This window comes from Rhodococcoides sp. S146-33 (assembly GCF_059489205.1).
Map to the genome: position 1 here is coordinate 343,829 of NZ_JCAJWY010000003.1, position 15,712 is coordinate 359,540.

A 15,712-nucleotide genomic window follows, 5' to 3' on the forward strand; every position below is an offset into this window, starting at 1 on the left:
CACGCTCGCAACCGCCAGGAATACGAAACTTGTCGACTATCAGACGTCTCAACTCCGCCCGTTCGACCACGCTCTACCTGGTCGTCGCGGCCCTGTTGATGACGCTCGTCGCCGGTGGCGTGATGGCCGTGAGCCGTCACAAGACCGTGACCATCGACGTCGACGGCGACATGATCTCCCTCAGCACGATGAAGACCGACGTGAACAGCGCCTTGGTCGATGCGGGCTACGCGCCGTCGGACAAGGATCTGGTTGTTCCCGCCCCCGATTCCGGACTGAGCGACGGCGACACCGTGGTGTTGCGCCGCGCGCGTGAGATCACGCTGAACGTGGACGGTAAGCCCGAGGACATCTGGACCACCGCCTTGACCGTCGACGAGGCGTTGCAGCAGACCGGTTTGGCCGAGGACGTGCACGTGTCCGCGTCCAGGTCCGAACGACTGCCCCTCGACGGAACCGAGCTCGATGTGGCTCTCCCGAAAAAGGTCTCACTGGTCGACGGCGGATCGCCGGTCACACCGCTCACCCTGGCCGCACCGACCGTGCGTGAATTCCTCGAAGCAGCGGGTAAGCCGCTGGAAGAGGCCGATACCGTCACCCCGGATCCCGACGCCACCGTCACCGACGGCGCGGAGATCGTCGTGACGCGCGATCGGACCGTCACCAAGACCGAGACCACCGATACAGATGCCCCGGAACAGCGCATCGAGGATCCGGCGATGAACATGAGCAAGACCGTCGTCGAGAACCCCGGCGCTCCCGGTGTCTCCGACATCACCTGGAAGATCAACATGGTCAACGGGGTCGAGGTCGGACGCGAGAAGGTCGACGAAGTGGTCAAGGTGCCGGCGCAGCCGAAGACCGTACGCGTCGGAGCCAAGCCCGGTACCGAGGTTCCGCCCGTGGAGAACGGTGCGATCTGGGACGCGCTCGCTCAGTGCGAGGCAACCGGCAACTGGGCCATCAACACCGGCAACGGTTTCTACGGCGGCGTGCAGTTCGACCAGAACACCTGGGAACGCCAGGGCGGCCTCAAATACGCTCCGCGCGCCGACCTCGCTACCCGCGAAGAGCAGATCGCCATCGCCTCGGTGACGCAGAAGTCCCAGGGTTGGGGCGCATGGCCGGCATGCACCTCGCGCTTGGGTTATCGCTGATTGCCTCAGTAGAGTCTCCCCAGTGTCCGAACATGTGAGGGGAGCTGCGGCTCTGCTCGGTCCCGCAGAGGTCCGTTCTCTCGCCGCCGAGCTCGATGTACGGCCCACCAAACAGCTCGGGCAGAACTTCGTCCACGACGCCAACACCGTTCGACGAATCGTCGCCTCGGCGGGCGTCGGCCCGCAGGACACGGTGCTCGAGGTCGGTCCAGGGCTTGGATCGCTGACCCTCGCGCTGCTCGATGTTGCCGAGGCCGTCATCGCGGTAGAGATCGACCCCAAGCTCGCGACCCGTCTGCCGATCACGGTGGCCGACCGGGCCCCGACTCTGGCCGACCGCCTGACGGTCATCGAGTTCGACGCCCTTCGTATCCGTGCCGCAGACATCGCCGGCGAGCCGACCGCTCTGGTGGCCAATCTTCCCTACAACGTCGCCGTTCCCGTGCTGATCCATCTGTTCTCGGAACTGCCGAGCCTGAGGGTGGCCGTGGTGATGGTCCAGGCCGAGGTGGCCGATCGACTGGCCGCGGTACCGGGAAGCAAGATCTACGGCATTCCCAGCGTCAAGGCCAGATTCTTCGGTGATGTCAAAAGGGCAGGCGCAGTGGGCCGTTCGGTGTTCTGGCCGGTGCCCAAGGTCGAGTCGGGACTGGTTCGCATCGATCGGTACGCCGAGCCACCGTGGCCGACGGACACAGCGCATCGCAAGGCCGTCTTCGCCGCGATCGATGCCGCATTCGCGCAGCGGCGCAAGACTTTACGAGCAGCCCTGGCGGGGTGGGCCGGTTCCCCGGTTGCCGCCGAACGGCGCCTCCGCGAGGCCGGGATCGACCCGACGGCACGCGGCGAGACCATCGACGCCGCAGCCTTCGTCCGTTTGGCCGCTACCGAAGCCTGACCGTCAGAACGGATTCATGGACACTTCGAGTGCGCCGGACGACGTGACCCGCTGCGGATTCAGCTGCTGAACGAATGCTCCAGAGGTGACCGTGATCGTGTACTCGACCCACCCGAGACCGGTGTCGATGTACGCCTCACCCCACGGATACCGCGCATTCCTGTCCTCGTGTGCGACGCCCGAGGCCCCGGTTGTCGTGTTGCGCCACTGCACTTCGGTGTGCGAAGCGAACGACAGAAAACGCCAGTTCTGGCTGTAGATCGGGTCGGTGGTCGGCGGCTGCGCGGTGATCGCCAGGAATGCGTGATACGGCCCGCCGAAGTCGGATCGAAGGCCGCTGTAGCCGTTGACCTCGAGCGTGTACGGCGCTTCCCAGGGGTACGCGCTCGGGATCGAGACGGTCGCGAGATGGGAGTGCGGCGCGGCCGCCGCCGTGCCACCCGAGACGAACAGTGCGGCCACCGTCATCGCCAGCGCCACCAGTGCCGTCGTCCATCGTCTACGCATGTCGGGCCCCTGTTCGTCGACGTTCCGTCAGATGCTGAGCAATGCTATTGGCATCCAACGATTGTGCGCGTCACGATTTCATATCAAACCACTTAGTTCGTTCAGAGGTGGATGTCGGACAGTCGCGTCAGCTCGGTCCACTTCGACGCTTCGGCACGAGCCGCGGCCACCGGTGCGTACCGATCGGCGTCGATGAGCAGGTCCAGTTCGAGACCGGTCGCCGACGCGATGTCGGCCACCGGAACCTGGTACGTCCGGTAGGGACCGAGGGGCGGGGGATCGGTCTCGAGTCGCAGCGGCTTGTCCAGGATCGGGTCGAGGGACGGCGACTGGTCCAGCACGTAGCCGGTGCACGCCGGACTCGAATCCTGGGACCACACTCCGATTTTGAAGAACCGCCTCGGAATGGCGATGCCTCGGTAGATCGGATCGTCGTCGGCGAAGATGCAGCCGCTGAACACCGAAAGTCGTTGGCCGTATTGCTCTGCGTATCCCAGGACGTAGTCCTCGAGCCCCAGCCAGAGTGTCTTGGACTGGTTCAACGTGGCTGTCTGCGGAGCACACACCGTGTAGTGGAAGGTGTCCTCGTTGGCGCGCGTGGCCACCGGCAGCTCGCCCCACACCGGGTCTCGCCTGCGAACCAGGTGCCCGCGATCGAGGTCGTTGTTCTTGTACAGCTCGTTACCGGCCTGCTGTGACGCCGGCAGTCGGTCGTCCAAGCGCCAGTCGTCGCCCCGCTCGACGTCTTTCAAGCTCATGCCGTCGATGTTGACGCCGGTGACCGCGGCGAGGCGTCGATCGGGGTCGATGGACACCGAGAAGTGGGTGTACGGCAGCACCACCAGGCCAGCGCGATCGGGCAGAGGAACGTCGATGTCGGACAGAAACTCCGGGTCGAAACCGAGTGGTGACGTCATCGGTCCATTGACTCACGCGTCGGTTACCGGAGAGTGAACCGCCGCCAGGTACCGGTCGGTCAGTCTCGCGTGCCGCTCGGCGACGACTCGGCATTCGTCACGTAGTTCCGGTGGATCGAGCACGGTGAAATCGGTTTCGAACGCTGCCAGCCACCGCGCGATCGACGGCAGCGAATCGCCGGACAGAATCACAGCGCAGGTGTGCTCGTCGATGGATTCGATTGCGCCCCATTGTTCGTCGATCATCGGAGCGATGGTCTCGATCGGTGCATGCAGCGCGATCCTCGCCTGCACCTGAGTGAACGCGCGATCGATACCCTGCGAGACGAACGCGGCCGCCCCACCGGCAGGCAACTCTCGCGGGGTGAACCGAGGACCCGTCGGGATCTTCGGAATCAGTCGATCCACTCGATACGATCGCCAATCCTCCCGCAGCACATCCCATCCCAGCAGATACCAGCGCGCTCCCGCCCGCACCAGGCTGTACGGCTCCACCTCACGTCTGGACTCGGAACCGTCGTGTTTGCGGTAGTCGAATCGGAGCCGCTCGTGCCGGTGACACACCGCCGCCACCGTCGACAGCACCGAGGCGTCCACCGCCGAACGTGGCGTCTGTTCCACCACGTCGATGCGCAGCGCGTCGAGCCGATGCTGGATGCGCGACGGCATCACCTGACGCAGCTTCGTCAAGGCCCGCAGCGACGCCTCGCCGATGCCTGCCACCGACCCGCCGGCGGCGGATTGCAACCCGAACGCAACCGCCAGTGCTTCGTCGTCGTCGAGCAGCAGTGGCGGCATCTCGGCACCGGGGCCGAGCTGATAGCCGCCGCCGACCCCCGGCGTCGCATTGACGGGGTAACCGATATCGCGCAGCTTGTCCACGTCGCGTCGCAATGTTCGCGGAGTGACATCGAGCCGCTCCGCCAGCTCCGCACCCGCCCAGTCGCGACGAGTCTGGAGCAGGGACAGCAACCGCAGCAGCCGGGCCGAGGTTTCCTTCATATCCACACAATGTCACCGAATGCGGACACATTCGGTCCCTTTTACCGACCCGATACCGCCACCCAAGTCCACCAAATGTGACATTGACCGTCACAAAGGCCACCGAACGTCACATTGACTCCTCTCGGGCGCTACGTCGCGTACCCCGAGCTGGGCCTCCTGGTGGTGAACTCGGCCGCTGTTTCTCCACTACTGTGGTTACTCGTGCTGTCTGTCGTTCCCACACCCGTTGTCGTACGGGCCCCGTCGAAGGTGAATCTGCATCTCGCGGTCGGTGACCTGCGTCCCGATGGCTTTCACGAGTTGACGACGGTGTTCCAGGCGCTCTCGTTGTCCGACGAGCTGTCGGTGATTCCGGCCACGTCGCTTTCGGTTCGGGTGCGCGGCGACGACGCGAAGGTGGTTCCCACCGATTCGCGGAATCTGGTGTGGAAGGCCGCGGTGCTGCTCGGCGAAAGAGTCGGCCGTGAGCCGTCGGTGGAGATCACCATCGACAAGGGCATTCCGGTGGCCGGAGGCATGGCAGGCGGAAGCGCCGATGCTGCTGCGACTCTGGTGGCCCTCAATGCGATGTGGCATCTGGATCTCTCTCGGGACGAGCTGGACGACGTCGCTGCAGAACTCGGTAGCGACGTACCGTTCTCGTTGCACGGCGGCACTGCGGTGGGAACAGGACGCGGTGAGAAGTTACTTCCGGTGCTCTCGCGCAACAGTTTTCACTGGGTACTGGCGTTGGCCAAGGGCGGTCTGCAGACGCCCGCGGTGTACAACGAACTCGACGAGTTGCGCGCCAAAGGCAGTCCGCCTCGCCTCGGCGGCACCGAGGATCTGATGCATGCGCTCACGTCCGGTGATGCGCGTGCCCTCGCGCCGTTGCTCGGCAACGATCTGCAGGCTGCTGCGGTGTCGCTGATGCCACAGCTGCGTCGCACCCTTCGCGCAGGGGTGACGGCCGGGGCGTTGGCGGGCATCGTCTCGGGCTCGGGCCCCACGTGTGCGTTTCTCTGCGCCGACGCCGACGCGGCGGTGTCGGTGAGCGCTGAACTGTCCGGTGCCGGCGTGTGCCGCACCGTCCGTGTTGCGAGTGGGCCGGTTCCCGGCGCTCGTGTTGTCACTAATGAATCGATTGGTTTTTCCTGATGGTCAATCTCGTCAATCTCGAAAACGTCAGCAAGTCCTTCGGCGTCAAGCCGCTGCTCGACGGCGTATCCCTCGGCGTGCAGGAGGGCGAACGCATCGGCATGGTGGGCCTCAACGGCGGCGGTAAGACCACCACGCTCGAGGTTCTGGCCGGTCTCGAACCGCCCGATTCGGGACGCGTCAGCCGAGTCAACGGCCTGCGGATGGCCGTCGTGACCCAGCGCGGGGTGTTGCCTCCCGGGTCGACCGTCGGCCAGGTTGTGCTCGACCCGCTCGGCATGGCCGAGCACGAATGGGCCGGTGATTCTCGGGTGCGCAACATCCTGACGGGCATCGGCATCGCCGATCTCGGACCGGTCGGCAGCTCCGGGCTGGACGCCTCGATCGACAATCTGTCCGGCGGCGAGCGCCGTCGCGTCGCGCTGGCTGCCGCGCTCGTGCAGGACCTGGACTTGCTCGTGCTCGACGAGCCCACCAACCACCTGGACGTCGAGGGAGTGCAGTGGCTCGCTGCGCACCTTGTTTCGCGTCGCAGCGCACTCGTCGTGGTCACTCACGATCGGTGGTTCCTCGATACCGTCGCCAATCAGACGTGGGAGGTCGTCGGGGGCGGTATCGAAACCTACGAGGGTGGCTACAACGATTGGGTCTTCGCGCGCGCCGAACGATCCCGTCAGGCCGACGCATCCGAGGAGCGGCGTCGCAACCTCGCCCGGAAGGAACTCGCGTGGCTGCGCCGCGGCGCTCCCGCCCGGACGTCCAAGCCCAAGTACCGAATCGAGGCCGCCGAGGCCTTGATCGCCGATGTTCCGCCGCCTCGTGACTCCGTTGCACTGTCCTCCTTCGCGCAGCGTCGGCTGGGCAAAGTCGTCATCGAACTGGAGGACGCGCGCCTGGAAACTCCCGACGGGCGTGAGCTGGTCAAGGACTTCACCTGGCGTCTGGCTCCCGGCGAGCGCGTCGGTCTCGTCGGCGTCAACGGTTCGGGTAAGACGACCATGCTCCGCACGCTTGCCGGTGAACTGCAGCCCGCTGCGGGCAAGCGCATTCAGGGCCAGACCGTCAAGATCGGTTGGCTGAAGCAGGAATTGGACGACCTGCCCAAGAAGCTCCGGGTGCTCGACGCGGTGAAGGAAGTGGCCGAGCGAATCACGTTGGGCGACAAGGAGATCTCTGCCGGACAGCTTGCGGAGAGGCTGGGCTTCACGCCCGCTCGCCAGCGCACGCCGGTCGGTGATCTGTCCGGTGGCGAACGCCGCCGCCTGCAATTGACGCGAGTCCTGATGGCCGAGCCGAACGTGCTGTTGCTCGACGAGCCCACCAACGACCTGGATATCGACACCCTGCAGCAGCTCGAGGACATCCTGGACGGTTGGGCGGGCACGCTCGTCGTCATCAGTCACGACCGGTACCTGATCGAACGCATCTGCGACTCGACGTGGGCACTGTTCGGCGACGGCAAACTCACCAACCTGCCCGGTGGCATCGAGGAGTACCTGCGCAGGCGGGCCGTTCTCGCCGCCGACGCGACCCCCGACTCGTTGACCACCGGCGGGACACCGCGCAAGGCAACCCGCGATGCGGCCTCGGAGCGCGCTGCCCGCAAGGAACTCAGCAAGCTCGAGAAGCTCGTCCTGCGCCTGTCCAAGCGTGAGGTCGAGTTGCACGCCGAACTCGTCGACGCGTCCACCGAGCCGGGCAAGCTCGTTGCTCTCGACACCGAGCTCAAGCAGGTCCTGGCGGACAAGGACGTGGCCGAGGAACGGTGGATGGAACTGGCTGCCGAGCTCGAGTGAGCGGCTCCGCCGCATGTGAACGGTAATTCGTAACCCGCTACGAAGTTTCGTGCACGTGCGCGCTGCGCATACTGGACACATGGCATCGGTGGTCGCGGAAGTACTCGGTTCGGATTTCTCACGTCTGCATCCCAAGGTTCAGTGGCGCTTCGGGTTGCAGTCCTCGGATCAGCTCGCCCAATTCGGGGTGGGCGTGATGGAGGAAATGACGCACTCACGTTTGGTGCCGCCGCCGTTGCTGTGGGCCGGCCGCAAGCGCGGACTCTTTCCTGCGGGCGTGGGCACGGACGTGCCGTTCACCATCGCCAACTACGCGTATGTCGACGAGTTGGGCCGCGAGACAATGTCTTTCGTGCGCCGTTTCGCCTTTGCCGGCCGTCCGCAGGGGATGAACTCCGTGATGGTGTCCTCTGCCGAGTCCGAAGAGTACGCCCTGGACTATCTGGGATTCTCCTCGGACATGGTGGTGCACACCAGGTGTGAGGTCGACGACGAAGGCGGTCTGATACTCGAGAGCGAAGTGCCCCGATTCCTGCTCGGCCCGGTGGCACCGAAATTGCCGAAGGTGGCGTCGGCGCTGACGATCGGTCGGGAGTGGTGGGACTCGGCCGAGGAGCGGCATCGCATCGAGATCAAGGTTCAGAGTCCGGTCCTCGGCCAGATCTTTCTGTATCGCGGATGGTTCACCGCGGAGGAGAGGCCGTGTCGAACAGCCGACATCCCCGGTGACGCGCGTCCTCGATCGGTGGAGTCACGCGAGTAGCGCGCTACTGTTACGCGTCGAACGATGTGCGGGTGAAGGAGTCAACAATGGCCGTTGTCGAAGCCGAGGTGTCCGGCGGGGTCGGACATATCGTCCTGAATCGGCCGGAGGCTCTGAACTCGTTGAACGGTGCCATGATCGACGGCATCCGCGACGCTCTCGATGCGTGGCGAGACGACGATGCGGTTGCGTCGGTATTGTTGACGAGTGGTTCGCCGCGGGCGTTCTGCGCGGGCGGAGATATCAAGGCGATTCGGCAGGCCGTCGTCGACGGCGATCGCGACGCCGGGCCGCAGTACTTCGCCGCGGAATACGATCTCGACGAACTGATCGCGAACTACCCCAAGCCGTACATAGCGATCATCGAGGCAGCGGCCTTCGGTGGAGGTCTCGGTATCTCGATTCACGGCAACATCCGTGTCGTCACCGAGAACGCGGTACTGGCCATGCCGGAGACTGCGATCGGCTTCGTGCCTGATGTGGGGTCGAGCTACTTCCTGTCACGACTGCCCGGTCGTGTAGGTCGGTATCTGGCGCTGACGGGTACGCGCATCACCGGACCGGACGCGCTCGCATTGGGTCTGGCCACGCACTTCTGCCCGAGCGAGGTCGTCGACGAATTGAAGGCCGACATCCTCGCCGGCACCGATATTCACGAGGCGCTGGATCGCCACACAACGGTGCCGTCGACGACAGAGCTCTCGTTCGACGCCGAGGCGGTGGCAGCGGTATTCGAGAAGGAGTCTCTCGTCGACATCATCGACGCGCTCGAGTGCGACACCCCGTGGTCACGTACCACGAAGACTCAGCTGGCGACGCTGTCTCCGACGTCACTGATGGCCACCGACGCGCTGATTGCGCGCGGAGCAGACAGCACGTTGCGGGAATGTCTGGACCGCGAGTTGCGAATGGCGACCTGGATCATCACCGAACCGGACTTCGCCGAAGGTGTACGCGCGGTGCTGGTCGACAAGGACCGCGCACCGCAGTGGAAGCCTCTGGTACTCGAAATGGTGCGACCAGAGGCTTTCCAACAGCTGTTGTGACCGTCTGGGGTCAGCGGTAACCCTTGGCAGGGTTCTGCAGGTCCAACACGATGGTCTGGCCGTTGGAACGCACATGGATCTCGGGGTTCTGCAGGCCACCCGAGACGAGGTATTCGCCGAGCAGCTGCAGCAGCTCGTCGGGGCCGACGGAGGTGTCGGGGGTGCGGATGTCACCGGTACGGCTGCCGAGCTCGTTCTGGGTCAGCCGGCCTGCGATGCGTACCGAGGCGACGCCCATGGCAGTACGACGATCGGGTGCCTGGCCGCGTCCGAGCGTCGGCGTGGAGCCGGCGGTCGATCCGTGAGACGTGGAGCGGCCGTTGGTGGGCAGGCCGTGTTCTGAGATCTGATCGCTTGTAGTCACTTCAACCTCGTTCGATTCCGTGGCGGGCTTCTCTGGACGACGTCGATCCGCGCGGGTAGTCGCTGAATCCGTGACGGACGACGTTGCTGGTGCAGGCGTTGTTGCAGACGCCTTCTCGGCGGGCGTGGTCGCTACGGCCGATTTCTCGGTGGTTGCGGCCTCGACCGCCTTCTCGGCGGGCGCTGCCGCCGAAGAATCGGTGCGGGCACTTTTTGGCGAAGTGGAGTCCGACTTCGGCGGCGTCGCCAAACGATGCGCAGGAGCGCCACCGACCTTGATCCCGGCCAATGGGTAATTCGAACCCTGTGTCATGTCGTCTTCCACTTCATCGTGTTCCCAGCTGGCTCGGTGCCGAGATGTCACGATCGGATATCGATCAGGACGTGCTACTCGGGGCCGAGCACGCTAAAACGTACTCTAAGTTTGTTCGGACCCTTTGAGAGTAGCATCACGATTGTTTAAGACGCCATTTTTTGACCCGTGTATTTGTTCTGGATCCTTAACCAGACGGCAAATCCCCAGGCAACGAACCCGGCGTACACCAGGTAGAGCGCCGCTGACGGATAGAACCCGGCGACGACGAGCAGGGGAATACCCACCACGTCGACCGCGATCCAGATCAGCCAGAACTCGGTGAGGCCGCGCGCCATTCCGAACGTGGCCAGCATCGATCCGGTGAAGATCCACGCATCGGCCCATTTGCCGAACGAGCCGAGATAGCCGAACAGCTGCGCGAACACGACCGTTCCGACGACTGCGACCACGAGCATCGCCGTCCGTTCACGCGTAGTACCCCACCGCGGGAGGACGGCGGCCCCCGTGCGCTGGGAATCGCGCATCCAGCGCACCAGCCCGTAGACGCTCACGGCGATGAACATCAGCTGGCGTCCGGCCTGGCCGTAGAGATCGAGGGCCTGCGGTGTGTGGAACACCCCGCCCAGAAAGACGGTGAACAGCAATGCATTTCCGATGATGCCCACCGGCCACGCCCATACGACGCGTCGCATCCCACCGATTGCCGAGAGCAACCCGAAGCCGTTGCCGACAACCTCGCGCCACAGCACGGGGTGGCCGAACACGCTGAATTCGGCGTCGAGCAGCTCGATCAGCACAGGGCTACTGATCGCCAGCGGCGACGAGCGGCTCGAGGGTCAGCTCGGGCATTTCCTTCTGGATGTACTGCAGGCGCCATTTGTCGCTGACCAACGCGAGCAACGCACCGTCGGTGCGGGTGAAGATCTCGACTCCGCGCTGACGACCCAGCTCGACGGCCGATGCCGCGTCGGTCCGCCGGGCCAAGGAGTAACCGAGGGGTTCCATTCGGGCGTCGACGCCGAACTCTGTCTTCATGCGTGCGGTGACCACCTCGAACTGCATGGGTCCGACGGCGGCGAGTACCGGCGACGCGTCACCGCGAATGTCGTTGCGTAGCACCTGAACCACGCCTTCGGAGTCGAGCTGCTCGACGGCACGGCGGAACTTCTTGTACTTGTCCGCACTGTCGACGCGCAGTGCCGAGAAGTGCTCGGGCGCGAACGACGGGATCGGCGGAAACTCGACCTTCTTGTCCGAATACAGGGTGTGGCCCGGAGCCAGCGCGGTCGCGTTGACGAGGCCGACGATGTCGCCGGGGTACGCGTTCTCGACCGTCGTGCGATCGCGACCGAACACCGTCAGGGCGTACTTGGTGGTGAACGGCTTCTTGGTCTGGGCGTGCGTGACGACCATCCCGCGCTCGAAGACGCCCGACACCACGCGCATGAAGGCAAGCCGATCCCGATGGGCGGTGTCCATGCCGGCCTGCACCTTGAACACCACGGCGCTGAACGGATCGGTCACCTCGCGCACGCCGCCGGAAGCATCGTCACGCGATCCCGGCGCAGGGGCCAGGGCCACGAGGGTGTCGAGGATTTGCCGGACGCCGAAGTTGAGCATGGCCGAGCCGAAGATCACCGGCGACGTCTGGCCGGCCAGGAACATTTCCTGGTCGTGCTGCTGACCGCTCGAGATCAGCAGATCGCTCTCCTCGACCGCGGTGTCCCAGTCGACGCCCTCGCGTGCGGCGGCAGCCTCGGCCGACATGAATTCCTCCGGCGCGATGGTCGCACCACCCGCGGTGCGGGTGAAGCGAATGTAGCTGCCGTCCTGCACGTCGAGCAGCCCGCGGAAATCGCCGGCAATGCCGACGGGCCAGTACAGCGGCGTCGGGGTCAGGCCGATCCGCGACTCGATCTCGTCCAAGAGCTCCAGCGGTGACTGGCCCGGACGGTCCCACTTGTTGATGACGGTGATGACCGGGATGCCGAACTGGCGGCACACCTGGAACAGCTTGAGGGTCTGGGGTTCGAGGCCCTTCGCGGCGTCGATGAGCATCACGGCTGCGTCGACGGCGGTCAGGACCCGGTAGGTGTCCTCGGAGAAGTCGGCGTGGCCCGGAGTGTCGACGAGGTTGATGACGTTGGTGATCGCGGCATCGGGTGAGGTGTGGTAATTGAACTGCAGCGCAGTCGAACTGACCGAGATACCGCGTGCCTTCTCCATCTCCATCCAGTCCGAGACGGTGGACCGGCGGCCGGCTTTGCCGTGGATCGCTCCGGCCTCGGAGATGACGCGGGCGTGTAATGCGAGTGCTTCGGTGAGAGTCGACTTACCGGCGTCGGGGTGTGAGATCACCGCGAATGTTCGACGCCTCGCGACCTCGGTCTCGAGTTCCTTGGCAGGGCTTCGGGAGGGTCCGGACTCTTCCAGCACTGCCGGTCCAGACCCTTCGAGCGTTGCGTCGACGTCGGGGGTACTGGACGGGGTACTCACGAAAACCTCATTCTCGTAGACAGGCAGGACCGATGCGGTGACCGGGCAGACATCAAGGATACGCGGCCTATTGTCCAGCGCGGGCGCGGCGGGACTGCCTACTGTGTTCGGTGGGGCGGGGTTCACGTCACGAGGAGACGCGCGTTGAGCAAGTTCACCGAGGAAATGTTCGAGACCGCGAGCACCAGCAAGCGAGGTCTGGTCACCGGCGAGCCCGACGAGGCGCTCCGACAGTCCTGGGGCGACATCCACGAACAGGCGCGTCGGATGGCAGGCGCGTTGGCCGACGCGGGCGTAGTACACGGTGACGCGATCGGCATTCTGGCCGGTCAGCCGGTGGATATCGCACCAGCGTGCCAGGCGACATGGATGCGCGGCGCCTCGGTGACGATGCTGCATCAGCCGACTCCGCGAACCGACCTCGCGGTGTGGGGCGAGGACACCGAAACCGTCGTGCGGATGATCGAGGCCAAGGCCGTCGTTCTCGGCGCCCCGTTCGACATCGCCGCCCCGGTGCTCGAGGAGCGCGGCATCACCGTGTTGAAGATCGAGGACATGAAGACCGGTCGCGATATCGACCCGGTGCCGACGGCGGAGTCCGACATCGCGCTGCAACAGCTCACCTCCGGTTCGACCGGTTCACCCAAAGCCGTGCGGATCACGCACGAGAACTTCTACGTCAATGCGTACGCGATGATCGACCGCATCGAGTTCGACGTCGAGTCCGACGTGATGGTCAGTTGGTTGCCGTTGTTCCACGACATGGGGATGGTGGGCTTTCTTTCGGTGCCCATGCAGGTCGGTGCCGAGGTCGTCAGCATCACTCCGCTGGACTTCCTTCGTTCACCGCTGCTGTGGGCCAAGCTCATTCACAAGTACCGCGGAACCGTCACGGCGGCACCGAATTTCGCGTATTCATTGCTTGCGCGCCGGTTGCGCCAGGCCGAGGACGATCTGGACCTCGACCTCTCCACACTGCGCTACGCCTGGAACGGGGCCGAGCCGGTCGATCCGGACACGATGATCGCCTTGGCCGAGGCCGGTGCGCGGTACAAGCTCAACCCGTCGGCGCTCGCTCCGGTGTACGGAATGGCCGAAACGACTCTGGCAGTGTCGATTCCGGACCCCGATCGCGGTCAGGTGATCGACGTGGTCGACGCGGACCTGCTCGAGACGCTGGGTCGCGCCGTTCCGTCCACCCGTGGAAACACCCGCTCTCTCGCCACTCTCGGCAAATTCGTGCCGGGCCTCGAGGGTCGGGTCGTAGACAAGGAGGGGCAGGTGCTGACCGCGCGCGGTGTCGGCATCATCGAAGTGCGGGGCAAGGCCGTCACACCCGGATACATCACCGTCGACGGGCCGGTCTCGACGCTCGACGCCGACGGCTGGCTCGACACGGGCGACGTCGGCTACATCACCGAGGACGAACTGGTGGTCGTCTGCGGACGCATCAAGGACGTCATCATCATGGGCGGTCGCAATATCTATCCCACCGATATCGAACGGGCTGCACAAACCGTCGCTGGTGTGCGACCGGGCAATGCCGTGGCCATTCGACTCGATGCAGGGGACAAGCGTGAAAGTTTCGCTGTAGCGGTCGAAACCAACGACATCGACAAGCCGGACGAGGTCAAACGCATCGAACGTGAGGTGATCCATGCGGTGCACTCGGAGGTGGGGGTGCGGCCGCGCACCGTCGCGGTACTCGGACCGGGCAGCATTCCCAAGACATCGAGCGGCAAGCTGCGACGGGCGAATTCGGCGTCGTTGCTGAACTGAGTGGGCGACAGGGACCTCACACCCTTTTTGCAAGGTGCGCGCGTGCGCTCGGAGGCGAGAACAGGCGCGCGCCTCGTAAAAGGGGTGTGAGCTTCAGCGCGGGTGCACTCGGTTCTGCGCTGCTTCCAGCCCGGCCGAAAGCAGAAGTTCGGCAGCGTCCGCTGCTTCTTCGACGACGACGCCGAGATCCTTGCGTTCGGCGGCCGAGAACGGCTTGAGCACGAACGACGCCGGATCCATTCGTCCGGGCGGGCGTCCGACGCCTACGCGGACCCGCAGATAGTCTTTGGTGCTCAGATGCTGGGAGATCGAGCGCAGACCGTTGTGGCCACCTTCGCCGCCGCCGAGCTTGAGTCGCAGAGCCCCGAAGTCGATGTCCAACTCGTCGTGCACCACCACGATGTTCGCCGCGTCGATGGAGAAGAACCGAGCCAACGCGGCCACCGGCTGGCCCGAGAGATTCATGAACGTGCGCGGCTTGGCGATGACCACCGAGCGTCGACCCAGACGAGCCTGCACGATGTCGGAATTGGACTTCTTGTGCGAGGAGAACGTCGCGCCGATGCGTCCGGCCAAGGCGTCGGCGACCATGAAACCGACGTTGTGGCGGGTCTTTTCGTACTGCGGGCCAGGATTACCGAGCCCGACGATCAAGGCCGGCTCTTCGGGTTCGACACTCACGGTCGTCATTGTCTCATCACGTCTTCGAAACGAACGACGCGCTGCTCCCGGCGCGGGAACAGCGCGTCGTACGCGGTCGATGGAGCGAGATCAGCTGTCGCTGTCCTTGCTGTCCTCGTCCGAATCCTCGTGGCTCTCGGCCTCTTCCTGAGTTTCGGCCTCGCCCTCCTCGGAAATCGGCTCGGTGCCTTCGCCGTCGGCCTCGAGCTCTTCCTCGGACGGTGCCTCGGTGACGTTGACGAGCAGCTGCTCGGGGTCGGAGATCAGGGTGACGCCGTCAGGGAGCTCGACGTCCTTTGCGTAGTACTGGGTGTCGATCTGGTTGTCCTCGACGGAGATGACGAAGTTCTCCGGGATCTCCAGCGCGTCGGCCTCGATCTCGATGTACGTGGAGTCGGTGACGACCAGGGTGCCCGGTGCGGCATCGCCTTCGACGATGATGTTGACCTCGACGGTGACGCGCTCGCCCTTCTTCAGGACGAGGAGGTCGGCGTGCTCGATGCTGCGACGGATCGGGTGCACGACGATCGACTTGGTGAGGGCCAGCTGCGACTTGCCGGCGATGTCGAGGGTCAGCACAGCGTTGGTGCCGTCGTTACGCAGCACAGCGGCGAACGCGCGAGCGTCCAGCGCGAGGTGCTGGGGATCGGTGGCGTGTCCGTAGAGAACGGCGGGAACGAGGCCGTCGCGACGTGCGCGGCGAGCTGCGCCCTTGCCGAATTCGGTGCGGACCTGCGCGGTGAGATTGTTTACCTTCGATGCCATGGTGCTACATGCTCCTGATAACTGTGGTTCGTGCGGCGTACTTCGTCGGGCGGTCAAGCTCGTCGGGGCGGACACGAACGAGCGCG

At 64.9% G+C, this 15,712-nt stretch carries 16 protein-coding genes; 8 read left to right on the top strand and 8 right to left on the bottom strand.

Annotated elements, in window-relative coordinates; genetic code table 11:
• The first annotated feature begins 29 nt into the window (after nt 1-29).
• Both AC5WEY_RS17345 and rsmA read left to right on the top strand, forming a co-directional pair.
• On the top strand, nt 30-1,157 hold the full coding sequence (locus AC5WEY_RS17345; protein ID WP_057479321.1) for a resuscitation-promoting factor: 1,128 nt from the start codon (nt 30-32) through the stop codon (nt 1,155-1,157).
• A 22-nt stretch (nt 1,158-1,179) separates the two neighbouring features.
• Complete coding sequence (rsmA, locus tag AC5WEY_RS17350; RefSeq protein WP_495646832.1) at nt 1,180-2,055, top strand: 16S rRNA (adenine(1518)-N(6)/adenine(1519)-N(6))-dimethyltransferase RsmA; 876 nt, start codon at nt 1,180-1,182, stop codon at nt 2,053-2,055.
• A gap of 3 nt (nt 2,056-2,058) precedes the next feature.
• Here the strand turns inward: rsmA and AC5WEY_RS17355 are convergent, their stop codons facing one another.
• The 3 genes from AC5WEY_RS17355 to AC5WEY_RS17365 all read right to left on the bottom strand — a co-directional run bounded on the left by AC5WEY_RS17355 (nt 2,059) and on the right by AC5WEY_RS17365 (nt 4,481).
• The gene (locus AC5WEY_RS17355) at nt 2,059-2,562 is read right to left on the bottom strand and encodes a hypothetical protein (protein WP_057479147.1); all 504 of its coding nucleotides are present in this window, start codon (nt 2,560-2,562) and stop codon (nt 2,059-2,061) included.
• A gap of 101 nt (nt 2,563-2,663) precedes the next feature.
• Nucleotides 2,664-3,479 carry a DNA/RNA non-specific endonuclease gene (locus AC5WEY_RS17360; RefSeq protein ID WP_495646833.1) on the bottom strand — a complete coding sequence of 272 codons (816 nt, stop codon included), beginning with the start codon at nt 3,477-3,479 and terminating at the stop codon, nt 2,664-2,666.
• Between the two features lie 12 nt (nt 3,480-3,491).
• Nucleotides 3,492-4,481 (bottom strand): helix-turn-helix transcriptional regulator, encoded by a 990-nt coding sequence (locus tag AC5WEY_RS17365; protein WP_495646834.1) that lies wholly within the window; start codon nt 4,479-4,481, stop codon nt 3,492-3,494.
• A 204-nt stretch (nt 4,482-4,685) separates the two neighbouring features.
• Between AC5WEY_RS17365 and AC5WEY_RS17370 the strand changes: the two genes are divergently transcribed.
• The 4 genes from AC5WEY_RS17370 (at nt 4,686) to AC5WEY_RS17385 (ending at nt 9,226) form a co-directional block, all read left to right on the top strand.
• Nucleotides 4,686-5,621, top strand: coding sequence for a 4-(cytidine 5'-diphospho)-2-C-methyl-D-erythritol kinase (locus tag AC5WEY_RS17370; protein WP_495646835.1), 936 nt, complete (start codon nt 4,686-4,688; stop codon nt 5,619-5,621).
• On the top strand, nt 5,621-7,417 hold the full coding sequence (locus tag AC5WEY_RS17375) for an ABC-F family ATP-binding cassette domain-containing protein (protein ID WP_495646836.1): 1,797 nt from the start codon (nt 5,621-5,623) through the stop codon (nt 7,415-7,417). The genes AC5WEY_RS17370 and AC5WEY_RS17375 overlap by 1 nt, the downstream gene beginning before the upstream one ends.
• Nucleotides 7,418-7,496: 79 nt before the next feature.
• Nucleotides 7,497-8,180, top strand: a complete 684-nt coding sequence (locus AC5WEY_RS17380) for a DUF4166 domain-containing protein (protein ID WP_495646837.1) — start codon at nt 7,497-7,499, stop codon at nt 8,178-8,180.
• A gap of 47 nt (nt 8,181-8,227) precedes the next feature.
• Nucleotides 8,228-9,226 (top strand): enoyl-CoA hydratase/isomerase family protein, encoded by a 999-nt coding sequence (locus AC5WEY_RS17385; protein WP_495646838.1) that lies wholly within the window; start codon nt 8,228-8,230, stop codon nt 9,224-9,226.
• Nucleotides 9,227-9,236: 10 nt separating this feature from the next.
• Here the strand turns inward: AC5WEY_RS17385 and AC5WEY_RS17390 are convergent, their stop codons facing one another.
• The gene (locus AC5WEY_RS17390; RefSeq protein ID WP_235581791.1) at nt 9,237-9,590 is read right to left on the bottom strand and encodes a hypothetical protein; all 354 of its coding nucleotides are present in this window, start codon (nt 9,588-9,590) and stop codon (nt 9,237-9,239) included.
• 70 nt (nt 9,591-9,660) lie between these two features.
• Between AC5WEY_RS17390 and AC5WEY_RS17395 the strand changes: the two genes are divergently transcribed.
• Nucleotides 9,661-9,885, top strand: coding sequence for a hypothetical protein (locus tag AC5WEY_RS17395; RefSeq protein ID WP_235581790.1), 225 nt, complete (start codon nt 9,661-9,663; stop codon nt 9,883-9,885).
• A 163-nt stretch (nt 9,886-10,048) separates the two neighbouring features.
• Here the strand turns inward: AC5WEY_RS17395 and pnuC are convergent, their stop codons facing one another.
• Both pnuC and AC5WEY_RS17405 read right to left on the bottom strand, forming a co-directional pair.
• On the bottom strand, nt 10,049-10,702 hold the full coding sequence (gene pnuC / locus AC5WEY_RS17400; protein ID WP_495646839.1) for a nicotinamide riboside transporter PnuC: 654 nt from the start codon (nt 10,700-10,702) through the stop codon (nt 10,049-10,051).
• 4 nt (nt 10,703-10,706) lie between these two features.
• A complete protein-coding gene (locus tag AC5WEY_RS17405; protein WP_495646921.1) occupies nt 10,707-12,341 on the bottom strand; it encodes a peptide chain release factor 3 in 1,635 nt (544 codons plus the stop codon).
• Between the two features lie 204 nt (nt 12,342-12,545).
• Between AC5WEY_RS17405 and AC5WEY_RS17410 the strand changes: the two genes are divergently transcribed.
• Entirely contained in the window at nt 12,546-14,180 is a 1,635-nt protein-coding gene (locus AC5WEY_RS17410; RefSeq protein WP_495646840.1) for a fatty acyl-AMP ligase, read from the top strand.
• A 93-nt stretch (nt 14,181-14,273) separates the two neighbouring features.
• Here the strand turns inward: AC5WEY_RS17410 and pth are convergent, their stop codons facing one another.
• Together pth and AC5WEY_RS17420 are read right to left on the bottom strand one after the other, a co-directional pair.
• Nucleotides 14,274-14,870, bottom strand: a complete 597-nt coding sequence (gene pth, locus AC5WEY_RS17415; protein WP_495646841.1) for an aminoacyl-tRNA hydrolase — start codon at nt 14,868-14,870, stop codon at nt 14,274-14,276.
• Between the two features lie 81 nt (nt 14,871-14,951).
• Nucleotides 14,952-15,626, bottom strand: coding sequence for a 50S ribosomal protein L25/general stress protein Ctc (locus AC5WEY_RS17420; protein ID WP_495646842.1), 675 nt, complete (start codon nt 15,624-15,626; stop codon nt 14,952-14,954).
• Nucleotides 15,627-15,712 lie beyond the last annotated feature (86 nt).